Origin of the sequence: Paenibacillus turicensis, assembly GCF_017873435.1 — a bacterium.
GTDB classification, from domain to species: domain Bacteria; phylum Bacillota; class Bacilli; order Paenibacillales; family Paenibacillaceae; genus Fontibacillus; species Fontibacillus turicensis.
In genome coordinates this window covers 42,327-64,365 of sequence record NZ_JAGGKG010000006.1, presented here as the reverse complement: position 1 = coordinate 64,365, position 22,039 = coordinate 42,327, and the positions used below count along the sequence as shown (strand labels likewise).

Annotated in this window: 20 protein-coding genes; 19 read left to right on the top strand and 1 reads right to left on the bottom strand. The window is 39.7% G+C overall.

What is annotated here, in order from left to right; genetic code table 11:
* Positions 1-253: 253 nt before the first annotated feature.
* The 18 genes from J2Z32_RS07935 to J2Z32_RS07850 all read left to right on the top strand — a co-directional run bounded on the left by J2Z32_RS07935 (position 254) and on the right by J2Z32_RS07850 (position 20,516).
* Positions 254-1,180, top strand: coding sequence for a hypothetical protein (locus J2Z32_RS07935; RefSeq protein ID WP_127505915.1), 927 nt, complete (start codon positions 254-256; stop codon positions 1,178-1,180).
* Positions 1,181-1,552: 372 nt separating this feature from the next.
* A complete protein-coding gene (locus J2Z32_RS07930) occupies positions 1,553-2,179 on the top strand; it encodes a GNAT family N-acetyltransferase (protein WP_210088636.1) in 627 nt (208 codons plus the stop codon).
* 60 nt (positions 2,180-2,239) lie between these two features.
* Positions 2,240-3,652, top strand: coding sequence for an HIRAN domain-containing protein (locus tag J2Z32_RS07925; protein WP_210088635.1), 1,413 nt, complete (start codon positions 2,240-2,242; stop codon positions 3,650-3,652).
* 111 nt (positions 3,653-3,763) lie between these two features.
* Entirely contained in the window at positions 3,764-3,928 is a 165-nt protein-coding gene (locus J2Z32_RS07920; RefSeq protein WP_210088634.1) for a hypothetical protein, read from the top strand.
* A 725-nt stretch (positions 3,929-4,653) separates the two neighbouring features.
* On the top strand, positions 4,654-5,064 hold the full coding sequence (locus J2Z32_RS07915; protein ID WP_210088633.1) for a hypothetical protein: 411 nt from the start codon (positions 4,654-4,656) through the stop codon (positions 5,062-5,064).
* A gap of 311 nt (positions 5,065-5,375) precedes the next feature.
* Positions 5,376-5,582, top strand: coding sequence for a hypothetical protein (locus J2Z32_RS07910; protein WP_210088632.1), 207 nt, complete (start codon positions 5,376-5,378; stop codon positions 5,580-5,582).
* Between the two features lie 526 nt (positions 5,583-6,108).
* Complete coding sequence (locus tag J2Z32_RS07905; RefSeq protein ID WP_210088631.1) at positions 6,109-7,017, top strand: tyrosine-type recombinase/integrase; 909 nt, start codon at positions 6,109-6,111, stop codon at positions 7,015-7,017.
* Positions 7,018-7,038: 21 nt separating this feature from the next.
* Entirely contained in the window at positions 7,039-8,469 is a 1,431-nt protein-coding gene (locus J2Z32_RS07900) for a hypothetical protein (RefSeq protein WP_210088630.1), read from the top strand.
* A 326-nt stretch (positions 8,470-8,795) separates the two neighbouring features.
* A complete protein-coding gene (locus tag J2Z32_RS07895; RefSeq protein WP_120463207.1) occupies positions 8,796-9,116 on the top strand; it encodes a hypothetical protein in 321 nt (106 codons plus the stop codon).
* 16 nt (positions 9,117-9,132) lie between these two features.
* Positions 9,133-9,624, top strand: a complete 492-nt coding sequence (locus tag J2Z32_RS07890; protein WP_120463206.1) for a hypothetical protein — start codon at positions 9,133-9,135, stop codon at positions 9,622-9,624.
* A 545-nt stretch (positions 9,625-10,169) separates the two neighbouring features.
* Positions 10,170-10,982, top strand: coding sequence for a WG repeat-containing protein (locus J2Z32_RS07885; RefSeq protein WP_210088629.1), 813 nt, complete (start codon positions 10,170-10,172; stop codon positions 10,980-10,982).
* Positions 10,983-11,217: 235 nt separating this feature from the next.
* Positions 11,218-13,770, top strand: a complete 2,553-nt coding sequence (locus J2Z32_RS07880; RefSeq protein ID WP_210088628.1) for a UvrD-helicase domain-containing protein — start codon at positions 11,218-11,220, stop codon at positions 13,768-13,770.
* 114 nt (positions 13,771-13,884) lie between these two features.
* Positions 13,885-15,414 carry a PIN domain-containing protein gene (locus J2Z32_RS07875; protein ID WP_210088627.1) on the top strand — a complete coding sequence of 510 codons (1,530 nt, stop codon included), beginning with the start codon at positions 13,885-13,887 and terminating at the stop codon, positions 15,412-15,414.
* Positions 15,415-15,673: 259 nt separating this feature from the next.
* Positions 15,674-16,390: a hypothetical protein gene (locus J2Z32_RS07870; RefSeq protein ID WP_144878130.1), complete on the top strand. Its 717-nt coding sequence runs from the start codon at positions 15,674-15,676 to the stop codon at positions 16,388-16,390.
* A 90-nt stretch (positions 16,391-16,480) separates the two neighbouring features.
* Complete coding sequence (locus tag J2Z32_RS07865) at positions 16,481-16,885, top strand: recombinase family protein (RefSeq protein WP_144878129.1); 405 nt, start codon at positions 16,481-16,483, stop codon at positions 16,883-16,885.
* A 241-nt stretch (positions 16,886-17,126) separates the two neighbouring features.
* Positions 17,127-17,804, top strand: coding sequence for a hypothetical protein (locus J2Z32_RS07860; protein WP_144878128.1), 678 nt, complete (start codon positions 17,127-17,129; stop codon positions 17,802-17,804).
* Between the two features lie 26 nt (positions 17,805-17,830).
* The gene (locus tag J2Z32_RS07855) at positions 17,831-19,189 is read left to right on the top strand and encodes an AbiJ-related protein (protein ID WP_144878127.1); all 1,359 of its coding nucleotides are present in this window, start codon (positions 17,831-17,833) and stop codon (positions 19,187-19,189) included.
* Between the two features lie 70 nt (positions 19,190-19,259).
* Complete coding sequence (locus J2Z32_RS07850; RefSeq protein WP_144878126.1) at positions 19,260-20,516, top strand: hypothetical protein; 1,257 nt, start codon at positions 19,260-19,262, stop codon at positions 20,514-20,516.
* Between the two features lie 164 nt (positions 20,517-20,680).
* Here J2Z32_RS07850 and J2Z32_RS07845 read toward each other — a convergent pair whose 3' ends face one another.
* The gene (locus J2Z32_RS07845) at positions 20,681-20,932 is read right to left on the bottom strand and encodes a single-stranded DNA-binding protein (RefSeq protein WP_205571027.1); all 252 of its coding nucleotides are present in this window, start codon (positions 20,930-20,932) and stop codon (positions 20,681-20,683) included.
* Between the two features lie 234 nt (positions 20,933-21,166).
* On the opposite strand from J2Z32_RS07845, the gene J2Z32_RS07840 reads away from it, so the two are divergent.
* Entirely contained in the window at positions 21,167-21,976 is an 810-nt protein-coding gene (locus J2Z32_RS07840; RefSeq protein ID WP_144878125.1) for a virulence-related protein, read from the top strand.
* Positions 21,977-22,039: the final 63 nt, after the last annotated feature.

The window sequence follows — 22,039 nt, the reverse complement described above, 5'->3', positions numbered from 1 at the left end:
ACCTCGTTAAGCGCGAGGTGTTTTCTCCTATTCAGGGGTATAGATCCCGCCGCGCGAAGGTTTTCGAGAATTTTTGAGTTAATAGCTTCCGATTGATGTTCTTATGTTCGTTAAACACACAGCAGTGATAATTAGCCTGTTAATCGGGCTTTCAAATTTATCTAAGCAACATTTTTATTGCTCGTTCTCAACCAGTAACGATTTCATGAGCTGTAAGGGGATAAATCTTATTAACAACAAGAAGGAAAGGGTGATGAAAATGAAGGCTGTACAGAACAGAGCAAGCACCTTTACCAAGACTGAGGAAGAAACGCAGACTCCGCAATCTGATACATTTGATGACCTCCACTTCTCATTTTTCTCCGCTGACGATAGCGAGATCAATGCAGGTATCGGGGTAAGTATCGATCCGAGTCGCAATTTTAACCAGTCGATGTCATACACCACATCGTCGGTAGAGGAAACTGATTTAGTCGAAGCAGTTGTAGAAGCAGCCGAAGTCGATGCTGTACCTCTAACAGATGAAAAAGGAGCTACCGAACATCAGAAAGATTCGCTCGACATTCCAGCGGCAGAATCTGAGAAGGTACCCTCATTCGGACTAACCATTCATTCTGATGAATCGACTGATGCAGAATCGACTGATCCAGAACCTAATCAGTCCGAACTCGATATTATACTTGAGAAGAGCGAAAAACTTTTCGCTGAAACTCGTAAAGCAATAGATACCACACAATTTAATCTCAGTGTGTCTAATTTGAATTCAGTCCCTTCGACTCAAGGTACACTTTACATCGATAAAGTTGATGACGAAGTCTTATCGCTTACAGATGAACAACTGGAGCAAGAGTACGCAAACGTAAATAGGAAAACTGCAGCCGACCGAGTTGGTATCGCAGTAGACTGGACGATTCGGACACTCTTCAAAGACCCAGTAAAAGTTTTGTTCACAGTTTTACACAATGGGATAAAGAGTTTCTTTAGTTCAGTCGGAAATTTGCTAATATGGGGATTCTTCAGTATCGTATTAATAGTATGTTTTTACGTTTTAATAGGTAACTTCTCAGACGCTGGACAGTCTGCAGAGGATATGATATTCCAAGCTTACGAAGCCGTTAAGAAAGTATTGGTAACCTTATATAAAGAAGTATCATCGAACTTCGGTGGTAAAAACGGATAATGATTTCTACATTATTAAATAGTCCAGTCTGACCACAGAACCCACTCAACCCGGTCTACCCAGGAAGGAACTTTACATTAACCCCAGTCACGATGTGGATTGGGGTTTTAACTTGTCTTGAGTGTTTTATATCCTCCGAACAGAAATTTATTAGGAATATGAGTGGTTTATAAATTCCGAATTGAAAATTAATATACCACTAGCCTGCTTAGAATACGTTTTTATAAAGTCAGGATGGTTGTAAAAGTTGAATGCCACATACCTTTTTCCTTATGTAGAATCGAGTCGAAATGAGGAAGGGGTTCGAGCAGGAAGTGGAGAATATTTACTATTATAGATTCAATGAATAGCTACGCAGAAAAGAGTGATTGAATGACGAAGAAAAATAACCCGCTCGATGAAAAAAGCTCAGAGCAGCTTACTAATATACTAAAGGATTTATTTGGGGATAGCGATCCGTTCCCAATGTTGAAAAATGAGTACAAGCCGCTCCCCTTAAAGAAAAAGGGCGATATTGAGTATGAAGTCAGGTGGCACACGACTGATTTAGAAAAGGATGGACATAAGGTCATCCATGTAGCCCAGAACCGATTCGGGGAAAGTGTCATGATTTACCGCTTAATGTATGGTGACGGGATGGATGATGTAAACATTCATCTTAGGGTGAAGGTCATTTCCAAAGATGGGGTAAAAGCTCCAGATTCGAACGTCCACGTACATGTTGAGAACAAACATATGGATATCGCGGATATAAAGATTGAAGGAGAACGGGTTAACAGAGGTTACGGCTCGATCATGATGGAAGGGCTAATGAAGATTGTCCATGAGATGCAAATCAAAGTTATTACCGGATGGATTTCCTCGGTAGATTGGGATCACATCGACAGGTCGGAACATTTCTACAGAAAACATGGTTTCGACTGCCAACTCGATCATGAGAATAAGAAAGGTACCATTCTTTGGGTTAACCCGGAACTAGGAATTACAAGGGAAGATTAAAAGACTGACTAATTTAAAATTAATGATAAATGCAAATAAAATAGTTTAAGGAGCCACGTTATGTATCCAAAACTTCATCTAGTCGATTACAATTCGAAAGAACCTATTGAAGGGCAGCGGTATGGTCATCAACTCAGTAATCAATACTGGGATATTTACTCGAATGAAAATCTGAAAGAGCGAGCAACGAAATTGACGGAGGCAGATATATGGGTCTACACTCATTCATACGACTTATTTCAGATGTTTCCGGACATTATATCTTTTGATGGTCTTTACGATAAGAATATTAAGAGTTCATTAGCGATAAAATATTATTTGGTTTTTATGGAGAAGGATGAATTTGTTGTTGACAAATTGCTAAACGAGAAGGATATCAATTTCACAAATAAAAGAAAAGAAGCTAGGTTAGTTTTTTACGAGTTTTTGTATGAGGTAGATCGAGACTATCTTGAAAAGAAGATAATGGTTCACATAATGAGGGATAAGTATTTCGAAGTTGCACAACACACACAAAGGGATAAGAAGGAGCATTTTTACAGGACTAGGGATAATATTCTTGAAATTATTGATACTCAATCACCATTAGGCACAATGAATATACCTGCTTTTAATTTCTTTATTTCTCTAACTCCACTTAAAGTGATTCATGATGTTGTGAATTATAATCTTATTGATCCTATCAGTAAGTTGCGATATTCCAGTTACATCGGTCTTAATAATGGCAAGAAGTTATACGCTACTCATTGGGGTATTAATCGTGAATTTTTAGAAAGTTTTGGTCATCATGAGTTTCACGATCCAATTTTCTATAAAGATCTGGATGAGATATTACGTTCTACTTGGGAAGCTAATATTGCGAGACTACTAAACGAAAAAGGTATCGAGTGGAAATATGAAAAGGAAAGATATGAGGTTGATCTTGATAAAGAACAAAAAGCAAATTATCTACCTGACTTTGTACTTCCAAACGAGAAGGTAATAATAGAAGTTAAGGGATTTTGGGATACATACAGTCTAAAAGCGTATACTGCAGCAAAAGCCAAATACACAGAATGGACCTTTTTACATGTCGATTCGGATATTTATCATTCTTTAAATCAGGTGTATAAAGATAAAGTATCGAACTGGGATTACTCGAAGATCTCAATTAAAGCGGACATTCTTCCTATAGTAGGTATCACCCAAAAAGAACGAATTCCTTTTATAAAGAAATTATTAGTTGGAGACAATGTAATCTTTGAAAGAGATGCTAACAATCCTTTTGATAAAAATGCTATAAAGGCTCTGAACAGCGATGGTGAGCAATTAGGTTTTTTATCGAAGGAATGGGCTAGTATATATGCAGAAAAAATGGATCTTGGAATTAAATATCAATGTGAAGTGGTAAGTATTGAGCCTAAAGTTATCAATATAAAAGTGAATAGATTAAATACTGACGAGATGACCATTCCAGAGGTATTAAAACTTTGAAGAATAAGTCTGTGTAGGGTTAGAATAATAAATAAATTTAAGGCTGGTGAGACGATGAAAGCCTGGCAAATATCGATATTCCGTTGAAAACATACACCGTTCACCTAGACCATGACTTATGTTATGGAAATGAAGCAAAGAACCGAGCTTGGATGGAAGAAACAGCAAGAGACAGGAAGCTGGAAGCCATTCCGCTCGAAAGAAGAAGCGTTAGACATTTACGATATAAGCTACAAGGAAAAGTTAACCTTAATCGAGTGTAGTAACTGCAGGTAAAGTGGTTGAAAAAGCAGTACAGAATTCGCATGCCGAGTTCTGTACTGCTTTTTCTTATGCTAAGAGATGATTTAAGATTCTGCAGTTATTTCATCATCAAGTCTATATGTACAGGACAGTATATTCTATCCACTAAATCCAAGAGCATGAAAGGGTGATAACCATGAAGTTCCTTATGAGCGTAGAAAGGAGCCATAAACGTTACAAGCGATTATTGCACTCAAAAGGTATCGATCGACGGACGAAGCTAATCCTCAGTGAGAAGTATAACGCCCTCCGACAGATTATCATATTCCTATTCGGAGATTTCCTAGATAACACTACAATTCATAATCAGCAGTGCGTGGAGATATTCCAAATGAACAAATTCAGCATCCCTGAATCGGCATCCGATCTCAACTTGTCGGAAGACACTCTAAGGAAGGTTCTAACCAGTGTTGATCAAGAAATGATGACGAGTGTCGGTAAAAGCACAATCGAGAATATCAACAGGGCTAGGACTGTTTGGGATATTCAAAAAGCTATGAGGGGTTTCAGTAAAATGTTAAGAAGTTTCCGTAACTCTGCCTAGACTGTTTTATCAAGCATAGTTTTTCAATCATGACATTGATCCAAATTTGGCAGTTGGCACAACATCAAGCTTATATAAGTAGTCGATGCCCTCTGATAACTTTATTAAGGGTTCGATCTTCAACCACAATATTCCGAAGAAAGGATCTGATGGAATGAAGTTTTTAACAAGACTCGAGAGTAATTATATTCGTTACTCGGATTTGATGAGTTCAAGTGGAACTGATCCGATGTTAAGACCGCTTATTACGGAAAAGTTCAATGCTCTAAGATTTATTTCGTTCTTTATGATTAATGAGTTCACAAGTCGCTTGTCTGGTCAATTTCAGCTTTGCGTAAAAAGCTATATTTCAAACAAGCGTAACCTTAAAATTGCAGCAGCTCAGCTAAACATTTCGGAGGAACAATTAATAAGTGCCCTAGCCGAAGTCGATAATAAGATGTGCGTCTTTGTAGGTGAAAGGACGATTGAAAATATCAATAGGGCAAAAACGGTTCGGGGTATCCAAAGTGCGTTGAGTCACTTTCATAATAATTGGAAAGGATTCTCGGCTCAAAGTTCCTGATCGCGACGTAGCCTTATAGAATTAACTTCCAAAAAATGTAAGTTCCCTCTAGGAGGCTCACAAATCGATTTACTTGTATGGGTGGTTGTGGTATCGCTATTAAATCGATTACACGGCGTTTGATTCTATAAGGGGTAAGGCTTCTCGCTTTTTGTTTTCGTTCAGGTTCGGCTTTGATTACATTACAATAGAAGGAAGGCGTTTAAATTGCGGTTGGGGCGCTGTCGGCTTTTATGTTGGTAATAATCAGAGAATCATGCTATATTACCAACCAATTTCTATTGTATGAATCGATGCAAAGGATGATCGCTGTGGACTTGAAACAAAGAGTGGCTTTGTTCTACGGGCTTCGATGGGAACCGTACCGGGAGACGTGTCTAAGAATTATAAACGAGAAAAATATATTGATGGATACTGATGTGAATCATGCGGTTCGCACACGTAAGCGAACCGATATCGAAGATCTTGAACTTACTTTGCTTGAGTTAATTGAGGAATTTGAAAAGAGTCAGTGTTAAATATCATATGGGTTGGAAAAAGGCAGTATTGAACTCGTTCATCGAGTTTTATACTGCCTTTCTTTTTGTAGCTCGTAAAAATAGTTGCTGGAATGGTCGAGGGTAAGTCCAAATTCAGCATCGGTATCTAGATTAACTATATAGAAGTAACGGATACGCTATTGCTTTTTGGTCGCCTAATCCCAAGGATTTCCCTTCAGGGGTATGGCTCCTGAATGTCTTTCTTCTATATAAGAAGAAGCGATTCGCTCTTCGTTCCCAAGGTCGTGCCAATAGTTATCAGGATCGTCTTAAAAGAACACATTTCCTTCTTTTAATCGTCTGCCGCGCTAATGGTTTCATTCATGTGTCGCCCGTATGAATAATTCCGAGCAAAAAGGGGGACTGCACAACTCGTCATACAATACCCATTATGTGACGAGTTCGTAAAAATCGGTTGCTGTTTCGGCTTACAAATCCTATTAATTCGTCGTACATTACCTTTTCTAAACTCGTCGTATAAGACGCTTCAAGGGGGTGAAAGCCTGTGAAAATCGATGTCTTAGTCGTTCGTTATCTGGAGCATCTATCAATAGAAGAAAAATCCAAAAATACGGTTAAAGGTTATGGTATGTGTTATAAGCGATTTATTCAATGGTTGAATTTCTCTTGGGGCGAAGTCATCGAAATTGAAGATGTATCACAAACCGTAATCCGAGATTTCAAGTCCTTCCTTGAGTCCAGGATCGACCTAAGATCGGGAAAGCACTTATCTCCTATAACAATTAACCATTACTTGACTGCGCTCAAATCGTTATTTCTATTTGCGAAAAGTGAGGGTATTAGGTTTAGATCAGAACCGATCAGTGCGATTAAACTGATTCCGATTGCGCGGCAAAATGAGACACGCTGGCTCCGACCGGAAGAAGTAAAACGAATATTCCACGCCATAGAAAGGTTGGAGCGTACCAGTGCTAAAAGAAAGGCTCTATATAAAGCGGTAGTTGCAATCTTAGTCAATTGCGGGTTGCGAGTCGAGGAGGTTTCCGACTTATTGATAACCGATGTTATTCTTCAATCTGGCTTAATCATCGTAAGAAGCGGTAAAGGCGGGAAATATCGGCAAGTTCCTTTTCATCATAAGACAAGTGAAAACATTAAGCACTGGCTATCGTTCCATGACGGCAGATCGGGGTATTTGTTTTATTCTCAACGGAGCGCTCATATGTCGACTCGAGCTATCCAGCACATGATCGAAAAGTTATCCGAGTTAACACAGATTGAATTTACGGTTCATCAGCTTCGACATACTTTTGGTAAACGAATTACAGAAATAAGAGGGATTGAGTATGCGGCATCTTTGATGGGACATACCGACATCAAGACGACAAGAAGATATGTAGAACCTTCAATACAAGAATTACGAAGCGTTGTTGAAGAGATTGAGGAAGGATAGCTAGATTAAGGGGGGAAGGCAATGTATCGATTTAGAGAACTTGAAAAATTCATCAATAAAGGCGTAGCGACTATCGAGAGGAAAAGGCTCTCCTACAATGAACCGAAGCCTATCATTCATGGGTGGTCACCGAACAATTTTCGTCGGCTCATCATTGGGTTTGACTGGGCAGTTATTCAGCATTTTGTAACAAGCCAGCGTTCGCATACTCTAATTGAACGTGTTGATTTAAGAACAGTATGTAAGAAGGACATGGAATTATTAGCTTCAGATCCACAAAAATATAAGTCGATCCTTTCTTCGATCATCTCGAGGCGTATTCTTTCTTCTCTTGAGGAGATCGTGTTTTGTACTGAAGAGTATCCCATGAGGATGCTTTCCAGTGACACTTTTCTCAAAGATCTGGTTGATGGAGATACGAATTACAATACTCGTTTTCCTAGACTTCGGCATATTTCTTACTGTTCATGTAGAGTGGAAAACCTTTGGAATCTTCTTAAAAGGACAAGAAAGCCAACTGATTTATGCCTGGATGCAATTAAGGAAGAAGGCATTCAGATTCACCATTTCATCGAACCTCATGTTGAGGATTGGTGGTCTGGAACTTCGCTTCGCCCTCATTTCTACAGTATGGACTCAAGTATCCTTCAGGAGTATTTCGATAAGTTGAAGAATGAAATAGTAGTTGCAAAGCTCACTGAGCGGTTAGAGAAGATCATTAATAAGAATGATTTCGAAGCAATTGAAAAGTATAGCTCTACTATCAATTTGGTTATCAAGTGGGGGTTCGACTTAATCGACAAAGGGCAACAAATATTTAATGAGGCTTCAGTAGGCTGTCAGACAGAATGGGCGCAGTATCTGTCATTTGAGAATGTATGCCGGGGTGTCCGTTATGAGCTTTTCAAGAGTCCTGAATTTATCAAAGTGGTTATGCGGATTGATTTCGAGCGTATCGTTAAAGCCATGAGGGGCTACGGTGCTGATGAAGGTGACGTCAAAGTTGTACAAAGGTTTCGCGATGCGGTGATCAATCACATTTTGAAAGCAGAGGATGATTATGAGCTGGAGATAAATAAAGAGAGCATCGCTCATAGCCTGTTGATCCTACAAAAATTAGTAGGTATTACATTCGGACAGGTTGTTAGTATCATCTACCTTTCTTTTATCAAATACCTGACCCAAAATTCAGTCGACCATGCTCAATTCCAATTCGGTAGATTGAATGGGCAGATTTCAGATTTGACATACACTCGCCCTATGATCGAGTACTGGAAAGACCAACTTGTAGCTGGAATAGGTAAGAAAGCGATGGATGCCATTGGAGCAAATGAAGTGTTGGTCGAGCAGTTAGACGTTCGCGCTAAATATATTGAAGCTACCAAGATGTTAAATGGCTTATCAGTGGCAGGGGATGTGATCAAGGATGAATTTGTTGGGACAACTCCATAAAAACAATGAAGTAATCGCCGCGGCGGTCTATATATCAGTGGTAAACATGGATCGAGAGGAAGCTGAACGAGTTATCGCCGCGCAGCTCCACCAGATACATTCTTTCGCTGATCAGCACAACATCGTCCTAATCGATTCTTACATTGAAAGAGATGGAAGCGAGACTGAAAGGAACCGGCTACTCGAGGATGCAAGGACTGGTCGGTACCGAGTAATTCTTCATTGCGGGGATATTGATTCGGATAGTTTTTATGAATTTGGGGTCGTTGAAATCAATGTTCTGCAGTACGAAGCAAAATGAAACCGTAATAAGGGAGAAGGTTACTATGGCTGAAAGTGGTGTAAAGGAGTTCAAAGATGAGTGCCTGAACGTAATAGCTAAGCTGGAGTCATTACTTGAAATTGGAATTAGTAATGATGAAATCAAGCCGTACGATATTTCTGCATTAAAGGAAAGAGTCTTATCAATCAGAACGGATAATGACATAAAAAGGTTTATGGATGGATGGGACTTTATAAGGTTACAGAATCTCATTCGATTATGCGGCAAAGTGTGTTGTAAACATGTAGTTGAGCCGAACACGATAATGCAAATCTTTATTTGTAATGGTTGCCCGATTTTCTCGTTCGAGAAGAAGTATCTATAGAAAGGGGTTAGCAGAAATGAAAGGAAGACCCGATAATTTACTGATAGCTCTTTTTATCGATAAGCACCAGAGATGTCATTCTGGAACGTTAGTTGGTAACTACAGTGAGTTCCGCCCCGATGTAAATCTATTGAACAATCAAGAGAGGTTCCAAAAATACTATGAGGACAGCAGATATCTATGTATCATGCTTCATAATTGTATACGTACCCAAAAGGATTTCAAGGAAGTAATTGAATTAACAAATGAGAACGTAAGGATAAACTGGATAACAATCTTTGATGCCTTGGATCACGTTCTCAAGAATTATACTGCGATGTCATCATCTGGACTACCCATAATTTCAACTAGCCCTTCAATTAAACAGGATGCTATAAAAATTAGACATTACCTAAGGAAACGGAAGGAAGAATTCGATTTGATAAGTTTGTCGGATTTGAACATCCCTGCACCGATGGAGTTCGGGATGCAATTGAGAAGAGTGGTTGTTGGAATGGGGGTCATTTAATCTAATTATCCGGTAATTGAAGGTGTCGATAAAATCCTCATCTATCGTTTGCCGGATGATTATTTTACTTGATCGATTAAAGCTCTTAGCCAGTTTTTCATAATATCTGCCTAAGAAAAAAGACGGGTAGATAGTTGGTCATTGAAGAATTTTTAATAAATCTACAGTTCAAATGAATTTCAGCACATGATGGCAGAAACAAAACATATAAACAAGACAACGACTGTAAAGAATCAAACAAAGATCGAGCAGAGAAAGAACAACAATCCAGAACAGGTAAGCTCCTGAGGATATCTATACGACTTCTCCGATTTCCCTCCATCCCGCCATCCTCGACTAGATAGTCGGACTCAACGGTAATCACACTTCACCGAGGTGTGATTTTTTTTTGCGTTGTACTACTTCAATAGGGGTTTCACGATCTTTTCATGCGAACTTCTTCTTTGATCGGGTGAGCTGAAAACAACTTACGGAGTTGGCTCAAGAGTCGTAGACATAAGAGTAGAAACAAATTTTAATGACAAATATCAAGGAGGAAGAATGGCATGGAAAAACGAGAGTCCAAGTTCGGAGAAGTAGTTGATCGCATCGGTGGATTGGGAATCGTCGTAAACAAGGACAATGAAGAAGGGCTGGCTTGGTATGGTCTGTATGGCTTAGTGAATGAGGAAGACGAATTAATAATCCCATGCGAGTATCTTAACTTGCAGATGGTTGATTACGGTTTGATTAGGGTTGAGAATCAGAGCGGTATCTACGCATATTTGGATCATCGAGGGAAAGAAGTAGTTCCCTTCTCGAGGGGTTACAATTTTGCAGGATCTTTCATTGATGGGTTAGCAATCGTGGGCAAATACACCGAGCAGTTGGATGACTTTATCGATGCCATATTTGAAGATGATGATTTCGATCAATATGATCTACTCGATGACCCAGTGAACGGCACTGAACGTTCCCCTTTATTCTGTATTAAAGAGTGCCCCAAATATTTCGGTTTCATCGACCAGTTCGGTAACGAACTAATCCCATTACAGTATCAAGATGCCAAATGCTTCTACAAGGGGTTAGCCGCAGTCAAAGATTCGAATGGCAAATGGGGTTGCATTGATACCGCTGGAGAAGTAGTGATTCCTTTCGAGTACGATGATATGATGAACACATTCCATCCCGGATTCGAAGGTTTTATTGAAGGGGCGATAGTCGTAAAGAAGGATGGCAAGTGGAGAACAATTACGAAAGAGAATATCCCTGTAAATCCACTTGAATACGATGAAGTACTCTCGCGGTATATCCATGTAGCGGTTGTGATGAAGGATATGCGGAGATTATGGAATAGTTTGAAGTATAGTATCAATTAAGGGTTCGATTTATGAAGACAATAAATCAATGCAAGCGGTCACCTAATAGGGGGTGCCGCTTTTTTATTTTCTTGAAAATGCGTAAGACTTTACGCGCGGGATTTGTCGATTGTTGTTTACAGAAAGCAGGAAAAAAGGCTCTCGATGGTGAATATTTACAAGACAATAGTACTATTTCGTGAGCCGCGCTCACATGTGATAACCAACCAGAAAAGTATTGGAGGACTTAAAGGTATTGAAGAACTTGGTTGATAAGCTGACAGGCAAAGACAAACTGTTGGAAGAGGTTACTCATCTCCGTAGTAGGCTGGACAAAGCCAATTATGAGAATGCTATTATAGCGTCCAAGCTTAATAAAGTTAGTGATGATTTCGCCGCGGCAAGGAAAACCATCGAGAAAATGCAGCAAATAAATTCTGAAATGGTGACAAAGTATAAATCACTTGAGCAAGAATTCTATAGGAGGGATTCTGATTTTAAGAAGCTGCAGAAAGAGTACTCTGATCTATCGGACAGTCATGGAGAACTCTCGAATCAACTAACCGCGACTAAGAATAATTATAAAGCCCTGCAGCAAAAGCACCTTAAGATCGAAAGTGAACATTCTTATTATAAGTCGAGATTCGGTGAAATCTTAGAAATCCAGATTCCCCAATCAGATAATCCTGTAGCGAAGACAGATTGGGACAGCAGCTTCTTTGAAATTGCTGAAAAGATAAAAGGTAACCCATTCAATGAAAATCAGGTTGAAGCTATCCGATACGGTATGGAAAAGCATCTTCAAATTATTGCAGGTGCTGGTAGTGGTAAAACTGAAACGATCTGTGCGAAGGTTGCTTACCTTATTCAGATGAAGAATGTTAACCCCAATCGGATCTGTATGATGACTTTTACTCGTAAGGCTAAAGAAGAGATGGAAGGACGAGTAAACCTCTTCCTTGGGGTGGAAAATTCAAAGGTCAATGTCAGTACTTTTCATGGCACTTTCATGAGCTTGTTCAATCAGTTAAAGAGGCAGAATCCTGCTTATTCCTCAATAGGGATTCAAAACGGAAATGCTGATGAAGGCGAGTTTGAGTACAAGAGAGAGCTGCGTAAGCTGATTAACAAATACAGACTGTTTAAGTTTGACAAGGAAAACGAAAAGACGATTTTTGATCGTATAAGCTTCTGGATTAATATGGGGTTCTCAGTTGACCAAATGACCGATTATATCGAGAAGCATTTCGACAGTGTAATCGATGATAAGGAAGATATTCCTGTTAGCGTCCGCTTCAACATGATGATTAATGAGTTGAATCAGGTAAGGAAGGACAACGAGATTGTTGTATATGATGACTTCCTAATTAACTTATACGATGCATTGCTTCAGTATCCAGAAGCAAGAGAGTTCGTCCAGAACAGATACGATTATATCTTCATTGATGAGTTCCAAGATATTAATCCGTTACAGATGGAAACGGTCAAACTAATTTGTCCCCCAACAAGTGCTTCGAAATTAATCATAGTGGGGGACGATGACCAGTCGATCTATGCTTTTAGGGGGTCAGATCCTAGCTATATTAAGGATTTTCCAAAAGTCTACACCACTCATGAGATAAGATTGATGAGGAACTATCGCTCAAAGCGGAAGATTGTAGATGCTGGTAACTGGGTTATCTCTGAAAATAAGCATGATCGCATACCCAAGTCGATGGATGCATTCCATAAAGATGATGGCGAAGCGATCATCGTAGGCTGTCCAGATACCAAAGAAGAAGCTCACTGGATTCTGTCGAGATCTCAGGAGATCGGTAAGCTAGAACCCTTTGTATTGGAGGGCAAAGTCGATCCCATCAACTATACAAAATCGACAGTCTTATATAGATCAAGAAGACAGCTTCAAAGTATGTTCCAAGCCTTAGATGTTAAAGGGGTTCCGTATGTCATCGAGAAAATGGACGATGTTATGGGTATCTTTTCTATTCAGGATTTTAATAATGCGTTTGGTATGTGGCAGGAGTTGATGGCTTCAAGGGGGAACAAGCTTCAATTGTGGAGGTCCATTTTGACTAACGCACTAGGACACCATTTCGTCAGTAAGCACGCTATTGAACAGTGGTATCAAAACTTGGACATCGCTACTTTATCCGACGTTATTCGCGAGGCTTGTGCGCTAGTCATTGAAAAGTCTAAAACCAAGGACACGCTCCCACTAAAACAGTACCTGACTCTTCTTATTAATCTGAAACAAGATAAGCCGGTTAACATGAAGGAAGTCGCGGACCAATTCTTAGCTTTTCCTAGAGTTAAGGATAATGTGACTGATGAGGAAAAGGAATGGATTCTTAAGGAACTCGAAAAATACAGCACTTGGAATGACTTACTCGGTTTCCATGAGAGGATGAAGCGGCGTAAGGATGAAATGAAGGAAAATCTGGAGAAGTACCATGACAAAAAGTACAATGCCCTGTATTTCTTAACGATTCACGGAAGCAAGGGGTTAGCTTTTGAAAATGTATTTGTCATTGGTTGCAATGATGGGGGTCTGCCTTCAAAATATGCCGAAGAGCTTAAAGATGTGGATGTTCAATCGTGCAAAGAGAAGGCTGAACCACCGACAACGATGGAAGAAGAACGAAGACTAATGTATGTCGCAGTTACAAGAGCTAAGCAGAAACTGTATGTGACTTTTCCAAAGACAATTCAAGAGAAGCCATGTGGGCGATCGAGATTCTTAAAAGAACTGAACTTACCGATTATCGATTCTGATAAGGTCAGTCCAGTTCACGTAATAGCTGCCCCTTAATGGGCAGCTCGACACTAACAATGCATAGGCTGTTATGATTATTTGTCCGAATAGTTTCAATACTCGTACTTTCCGCTGTTGAAGTCAAGCTGGAAAGATAAAGGGGATATCACAATGAAGTATTTACTGCTTGACACCAACATCTATATCGACATGATCGTATCTAGGAATAAATCACATACGGCAGATTCCTACGAGACGTTGAAAATGTTGCTGGATCATGATCAAGTGAAGATTTTGTTACCTACTATTATTGAAACTGAAGTAAAGAGACATGTTGCTGGCGAGGTCAAGAATGTAGGTAAATTGGTGGAGGAAGCTGGGAAATCAATTGATAAAGTTTATTGGATAAATCACGTAGAGGAGATCAGGAAGTATAATGAAAAGATTAGCCCGTTAAAGCAAGCTCTTGGAAATATGGTTGATGAGTTTGGAAGAAATGAAGAGCGATATATAAATGATGCTACTCAAAAGATAACGGGATTATTGCAATACAGAAATGTGATAAGACTTGAGGAGAACAGAGATTTATTACTAAAAGTTCAGAGAAGAAAACTATATAAGCAATGTCCGTTTCATATCGAGGGTAAGGAATCTTGGGCAGATGCTACGATTATTGAGACTTTAATAAATATCCGCGATTTTGTGACTATTAATGATGAAGATCGGATTTATTTTATCACACGAAATCACAAAGACTTCTCAAAAGGAACCGATAAGACGGAGAAAGAACAGATTCACCCACATATCGAAGAGGCACTAAGACAAAATAACTTACTTCAGTTATTCAACTACAGGTTACATTACAGTAAAACTTTAATTAAGGATTTTTCTGAAGAGACCCAAGAAGCTAATATTTATCAACAATTGATAGAAGAGGAGGAAGAGGAAAGAAGGCAGATGGTCGAGGATTCTCGTCGAGATTTGAATAAAATGGAAAGAGAATCAGTTGGGCTGTCGTCATTATCCTCTGATGATGCATACATAGAAGGTATTAGTGAGAGCACTGAGGTAGAAGAGCTAACTAATACGATTGAGTCTTTGCTTTCTTCTTTAGGTGCCGAGATTGAAGATGCCATTGATGAGTACTATCAGTTTGAAACTGATAGCAATGCTAAGCCCATTGCGGACTTAGTTGCAAAGATTCAGATTTATAACGTAAACTCGCCGTTCTTACAAATCAATCATGATATTAGTTTCACGGAAGAAGAAGTAAGAGATGCAGTTATGGAATTCGTGAATGAACACTTGTTTTCATTAGAAGATCTAGAAATCACTCGAGACAGTATAAAATACAAGGATTACTTTGCAGTTGATGAGTTGTTAAGCTTTATTGATCTTGAAGGTAATACAGTCAAGCTATTTGTGGAAGGTCAACTCGATCCGAGGGATGACGATTCGGATTCTTTATGGGTTGTGCTCCATAAGAATGCAGAAAAAATTTCAGAAGGTGAAATCGAAGTGTATTATGGGTATATAAACTTCGATGAAGACGGTGGAGCCGCTGATGGTTCAGAAGAGTCAAAAACATATCGACTTGAAAAAGTCATTCGTGATCTATCAGAAGTTGTTCAGAAAAACAGAGATTCTGTTAACAAGATGAGAGATGATATTAAGACTATGAGGGGTCTTCTTGCAATATAAAAATATCAAGTGGTGGTGTCTCCCAAGGCACCATCTTTTTTTATTGGGCATATGTCACTAAGCTAAAGAGCGTGTAGCATTGTTCAGAAAGAAGGTTCAGATAGCTCGGCGTGGGGCATCTTCACGGTAATGCGCATTCTGTAAAAAAAATAATCTAAAGATGATGTCTCCCCGACATCATCTTATTTAATTTCTACACATTGCTCAAGAGTCACAGGCAAGATAGTGTACGCAAATAAAAACTAGGAGGCAAGACAGTATGATGAACCAATTTCTCGCGATTGATGGATGGAGCAGCTCGAACCCAAATTTGACCGGAAAGGTTATGGACAAACCAGGTGTAGGACGATCAGCCTTCGTCACACGGAAACAGGAGAACTCAATTGTGGTTAGAGTCTTTAACAATGGCTTCATCGTGGCGACCTACAAATTTCCGAAAGTAGATCTCCCATTCAAGTCCAAAATGCACCGCTGGCTTAACATGGGTTTCTGTGGGGAATGGCATTACAAAGAAGGGCAAAACAGAGGAGATTACTTCATTAGAGCAGTATTGGCTGGACTCAAGCCAATTGGATTTGTTACCGTAGCCAACCATGACAAGAATGATTACCATGAGCTGGCTCGACAATCGGATTTAGTGTCCAAGGAAACACAAATTGCTGATCAGAAAACAGTTGGCTTCGCCCTAAGCGGCACCATTAGCCAGCACTTGGATTTAGAAGCCCTCATCAAATCGTATGAGCTGCTGGAAGAGGCTCGCTACGGTGAAGTGAGAGGTTACTTCATGAATCAGTATGTTAAAAGTAAAATCCGAGCCTTAAGTAACCAAAAGCTCTCAGACTACCTTGCGGGGTATGATTTCACTAATCCAAAGAGTGATTATGACCTAATCTTTTCGGGCTTACTGTTCGGTCACCCTATCGAATCGACATTTGCAAGCCTTGTCGGAAGCATGGTATACAACAACAAGTCCTAATCCCATCTCAGGGGTATCCTCTTACGATGCCCCTAAAGAACAGCCCAAAAACATTCGATCATACAAACCTAAACAAATGGAGGAATTAACATGAATAACTACATCTATGCTAGAAGTGCAAAGCAGTCTCCCAAAGCAATCAATGCCCAGGTCAAAGAGTGCATGAAGTATGCCAATGAAAAAGGGCTTCTCATTGATGAAGTATTCATCGATGACGGTTTCAGCGGCTTAAGCAAAAATCGACCGGGCTTCAATAAGCTCCTAAACACCGCCAAGAAAGGAGATACAGTAATTGTTTCTACAGTGTATAAATTGTCTCGTGACATTTTTACACTTCATCTACTTATAGGAGCGATGCGGTACAACTTCGTATTTTTAGATCACTTGGACTTTTCAATAGATGAAGATTCTAAAGTGTTCGAATTATATTATAGCTTCTGGTGGCAAGAGTGGTTAAAGCGAAAGGGAAGTCGAGGTAAGGGGATCTCAAAATGATATAAGACTGACAAGCCGCCACATTAGTTGGCGGCTTCTTTACGTCTTTGATGCCCCTAGCTCTTGATGATCCATCTTAACACGTCCATAAAGGGAAGGGTTTATCAGATAATTTGTCGAAATATTACAGCGAATGGGGTAAAAGAACCGGCATCATGGGACAGCCGTAGAGAAAGATCGTGAGAATAGGTCATGCTGAATAGATTATCAAGAGATTGTGGATTAGGAGTGCTGCTCAATAATGTTATTTACACCTGACTATATTGAAAATTTGCTAAGAAGTTTAAACCAAACATGGTTCCAAAATGAATTGGCTATCCTTTACAGCAACTCCCGAACCGAAATGAACATCAGAGACAAGTTCAATCTGCTTTTCGCAAATGTCCTTAAAGACGATAACGATTACTTTATCCAGCGTGAGTGGGAGAAGCGGCGTGATTTGGCAATAATTCGATACCGTAACAAACAGACAAATCCTGTAGCATTATTTGAATTCAAGGCGCGACATGCATGGTTCATTGCTAGTACTGAACGAGGGAAAAAGAATGGTGAAAGTGGTTATGAAAAGGTGTTTTATGGGGACTCAGGAGTAAGAAATGGTGTACTACAGGATATCAATAAACAGGCTATATATTCAGAGAAGATCCCCTGTTACAATATTTTGATTGGTGTAAATCCTTTGAGCAGAATTCCTAATAAGTACAGTGTTTTCAGTAAGGATTGCAAGGAGATCAAGCGTATTAACGAATCTTTTAATAAATTCGGTAGCGCGGCGAGGATTAAGGAATTGTGTAACTCTAATGTCAAGAGATTTTGCGATGAACGAGATCATAGTTTCTTTGCATTGGAATACAACATTGGTGAGGCGCTCGATATCGAGTGGGAAATGCTCTTATGGGGTATCTATAGGAATCCTTGATCGTTTTATTTAAAAGGGGGTATTCGATGGCGAGTATTAACGAACTCATTGATGCCATAGTTCAGGTACTACTTGAGGAAAAGGCATACGACATACCGACTGTTTGCAATAAGTATGGATTGGAAAGCGGAGATGAGTCTGAGGCATTTAGCAGTAGAAGGGTTTACGTCCAAAAAAGGCTCAAAGGTAAGGATCAATTATTCCTTTTGGACTTAGCTAAGCGAATTATAAATGACTACGGCTCAAAGGCAAACTCATTATCAAAGTTGGTTCTTCGACTTAATCCAACGGGGCTTTATACAATCAGTGAGATCACCAGGCGAAATATCATGGATGAACTCCATGCCAGAAATAATATCCCAGGTAAATACGAATTGGTCGACTTCTTGAATCGGGTATGGGATTTGGACAGCATGCCTTCAACTGATTCCCGCTTTAAGACCGCTTCAGGTGATATATGGCAACATATGATCAACAATTCAGACTGGGATGAAGTCTACTTATATGAGAAGTATTTAGAACTAATGATAGCGCCAGATGATGTGTTTATAAAATTCTTGGAACAGGTCGTACATCCATTGGTTCGACAGCAGGACGAGCAGGACGAATATATTGAATTCATCAATAAGCATTTAGGAAATGACGGATATAAGTTTAATTTGGCGGACAATATTTCAGGGTTTCCAGTCTACCGTATCGATAAAGTGCTTGATGGGGTAAAAGGCAATGTGAAAAATCTGATCTTCGCCGCGGTGGGTCAGAAGCCTGAAATTGTAATTAGTGACTCGATTAATAACGACATTAGAATTGTAAAGCATGAAGAGAACTGTTTAGTTTACGACCGTACTATTCCGAATACAGGTCTGTATTGGGCTGACCTAGTATCGTGGTGGGCTGATAGGAATGGGGTATCAGAGCCAAATTTAGAGACCGAAAAACAGCTCTATGTGCGTTTATTTCAAACATTAGCTTCTCCACCAGAGAAGCTGCTATTTAAGAGTTACTTTAAATGTTTTAAGGATTTGTTCGATAAGAACTTTCCTGCACTAATACCACAAGTCTATTTACACTATGATCCCTACACGATAAAACAGCGAGCAGGAAAAGCGTATTTACCAAGACAGCGTATGGACTTTCTCCTACTGTTTTCAAACAAGCAGCGTATTGTACTTGAAGTAGATGGAAAGCAACATTATTCTGATGAAGATACATCAAGTCCCAAAAAGTACGCCGAGATGGTGCAAGCCGACAGGGAATTAAAACTCAACGGGTATGAGGTCTATCGATTCGGCGGGTATGAATTGATGGACGAGGAAGCTGGAGCAAAGATCGTTAAAGAGTTCTTCGAAGGATTGTTCAAAAAGCATGGGGTTAAGCCTTCATAATTTTCGATAGAGAATAATAATCCAGATACCTAGTCGCGAATGATTAATAAATTGAAGGGGTTGCGGTAAATTGCGTCTTCCGGTTGAAGATTGGTTAGTAAGTCAAAATGTATCAATTGATGCTCGGGATCTACTCGAGGAGGCAATTGTTTGTTATAAGGCATCTGCGTATAGAGCCAGTCTGTTGTTGTCGTATTTATCTTTTCAGACAATTCTAAAGGATCGCGTTCTGAACTCATCTAAGCCAGATGATTATCCAGATTCACTTTGGAGGAAAAACCTCAAAGAACTTGATGAAGATGAAATATGGGATACTACAGTATTTGAGATAACCAAGAAAGCAGAAGGACCTGTACTGTTCCCTTTGACTGAGGATTTAAGACAACAATTAGCTTTTTGGAGAAATCGCAGGAATGATTGCGCACATGCAAAGTCTAACTTAATCAAGGCTCCACATGTAGAGTCGTTTTGGTATTTCATCCAATCTAACTTGCCAAAATTCAAGGTCAAAGGGGGTAAAAGCTCGGTTCTAGCAAAAATAAAAGTACATTTCACTAGAAGCTTAACACCAGTTGAAGCCGATCCTGATCCGATTCTTCAAGAAATTCCGTTAGCAATGCCGGAGCGGGAGTACAGGTCATTTCTTGATGATGTGAAGGAAGCCTTATACGGTGGTTATCCTATTGAAATTTTTGATGATGAGCAGAAACTAGTGTTCTGGCATCGGATGTTCAGATTGCAAGAGAACTTTGTCGTTCAACTACTTCAATTCATGAAAGCCAACATGAAGTTGTTTAGAGCAGTGTTGAGATATGAACCAAGTATAGTTCGGTTTTGCAGGAATGACCCTGAATTAATCCGATCCTTATGGTATGCACCAGGTGAGGATACTAATCCGCGTGTAGTAACTGCTCTACTTCGACAACAATTAGTTCCTGTGGCTCAAGTTGAGGAATGTGTTAAGAGACTTATCCAGTGTCAAGCGATTCTCGATCCCGCAGAACTATCCGAGGAGGAGGAACTGAAATATTTGTTGGAAAATAACTTCGTAGAGTTATTTAGGATTTATGCGTTTCGGGAAGGCTCAATATCGTTATTTGATTGGGCAAATCATCATAAAAAGAGAACAGTCATTTGGTATTTAGAGAAGTACGGATTTGATAAGGATGTAGTGACAGCTCTTTATTCAGCTTTTTCGCCAGAGCATCACCCTTGGCATTTAAGGGAAGCCATCCGTGTTTTATTTACTTCAAAACCTGAAATCAGAGAGCAGTATATCGACGCATGCAGAGAATTCGAAGCTCTTACTGCAGATAGATTGTTGTAATACGAGATTCCTTAAAATTCAGCAGCATATCATATATGTATAAGTAAATTATATTGCCGTTCAAAAGAAGCAGTGAAATTTCAAAGTTTATACTGCAAGGAAGAAATAACAGAAGTGATGTGGAAAGGACACATCACTTCTGTTCTTTTCAGGAGAAGAGTTAACTACAGCTTTCTGTACATCTGCTGATTCTGAGGCGTTTTCCCTAATATTTCAAGGGAGTTACTTGCATGGTTCTCGGCGTAGTTTAAGAACATGGAGCCAAGCTTAGTACGATTGCCCTTAGCGATCCGGTTCCATTCAAAGCCCCGAAACAGGTCTTTGACAAGGAACTCCTCACCTTGATCCAGACTTGGAACAGTTGCTTTGGCAATGTTCATCAAGTCCTCCAGAGAAGTGTTTTTATCGATTCGCATTTTACATTCTCCTTTCTGTTCGAGATTTTCTCATAGTAGCTAATAGCGAGTAGCTAGTAGCTTGTAGTTACATAGTACATCTGCTTTCTATATCCGTCAAGTCGTATTTATTTGGGGTATGCGCAACAATTACTTGCATTAATTCTCTGTCCAAGTTAGAACTACAACAACCTCAATGAAAGGCGCGGTTACCGCATACCTCATTGAAAATGTAAATTCTATTTGGAGGTTGTTATGGACAGAAAAGAAATCATAAAGACGTTAGGCGATCATTTTGGAGTAAAGCCTAAGTACATGGGGGTTCCGAGCTTTATTTATCAGATTGAGACTGACACGGAGATTTACTCGATTGACAGAGCGGGCAAGATCACGAATTCGAATGGCATGGAGGTTGATCTCGACAGCGTATTAACTGGACAGGTTGCTGCCATACAAGATGAACCACGCGAACCCAATGACCAAGTTGAACCAGTCATTCAAGTTGAATCAGGCGATCCGGTCGAGCTCACGGCAAGCTCAAACTCCCCACTTGAAGTAGCTGTACCGCTGGAAGGTCATACAGGGGTATCCCTAAGAAATTTGGTTAATTTGCTTTACAGCAAACAAGTACTTGTAAAAAGATCACTTAGTATTGAAACGAATATTATCGAAGATAATTTTGCTAAAGCCATCAACGATGCTAATGTCGATACATTGGAAAGTTTCAAGACAGCGATATCTGAAATCGGTGAACAATATTGCCCAGGCATAGCCTTCAGTTTCGACAGCAGTATGGTCATCTTTAAGTTTTTCCAAGCTGAACGTAGTCCCGAAGAGATGCATGCCTATACGCACCTTGTCGGATTGCTGAACCAGACCGCGATGAAGCTAAAGTATACGTCACCCAAAGGCAAGGACACCGACAATGATAAGTTTACTTTCAGACTTTTCCTGATCCGGCTCGGTATGGTGGGAGATAAGTACAAAACGACCCGAAAAATATTGTTGGCGAATCTAGATGGTCACTCTGCATTCAGGGGTGGCAAAAAACCAGAGAGGGTTTAGGTTGATACATTAGAGGCTTAATTGTAGCGAAGCTGAAAGCTACAGACATGACTTCAAGTATCA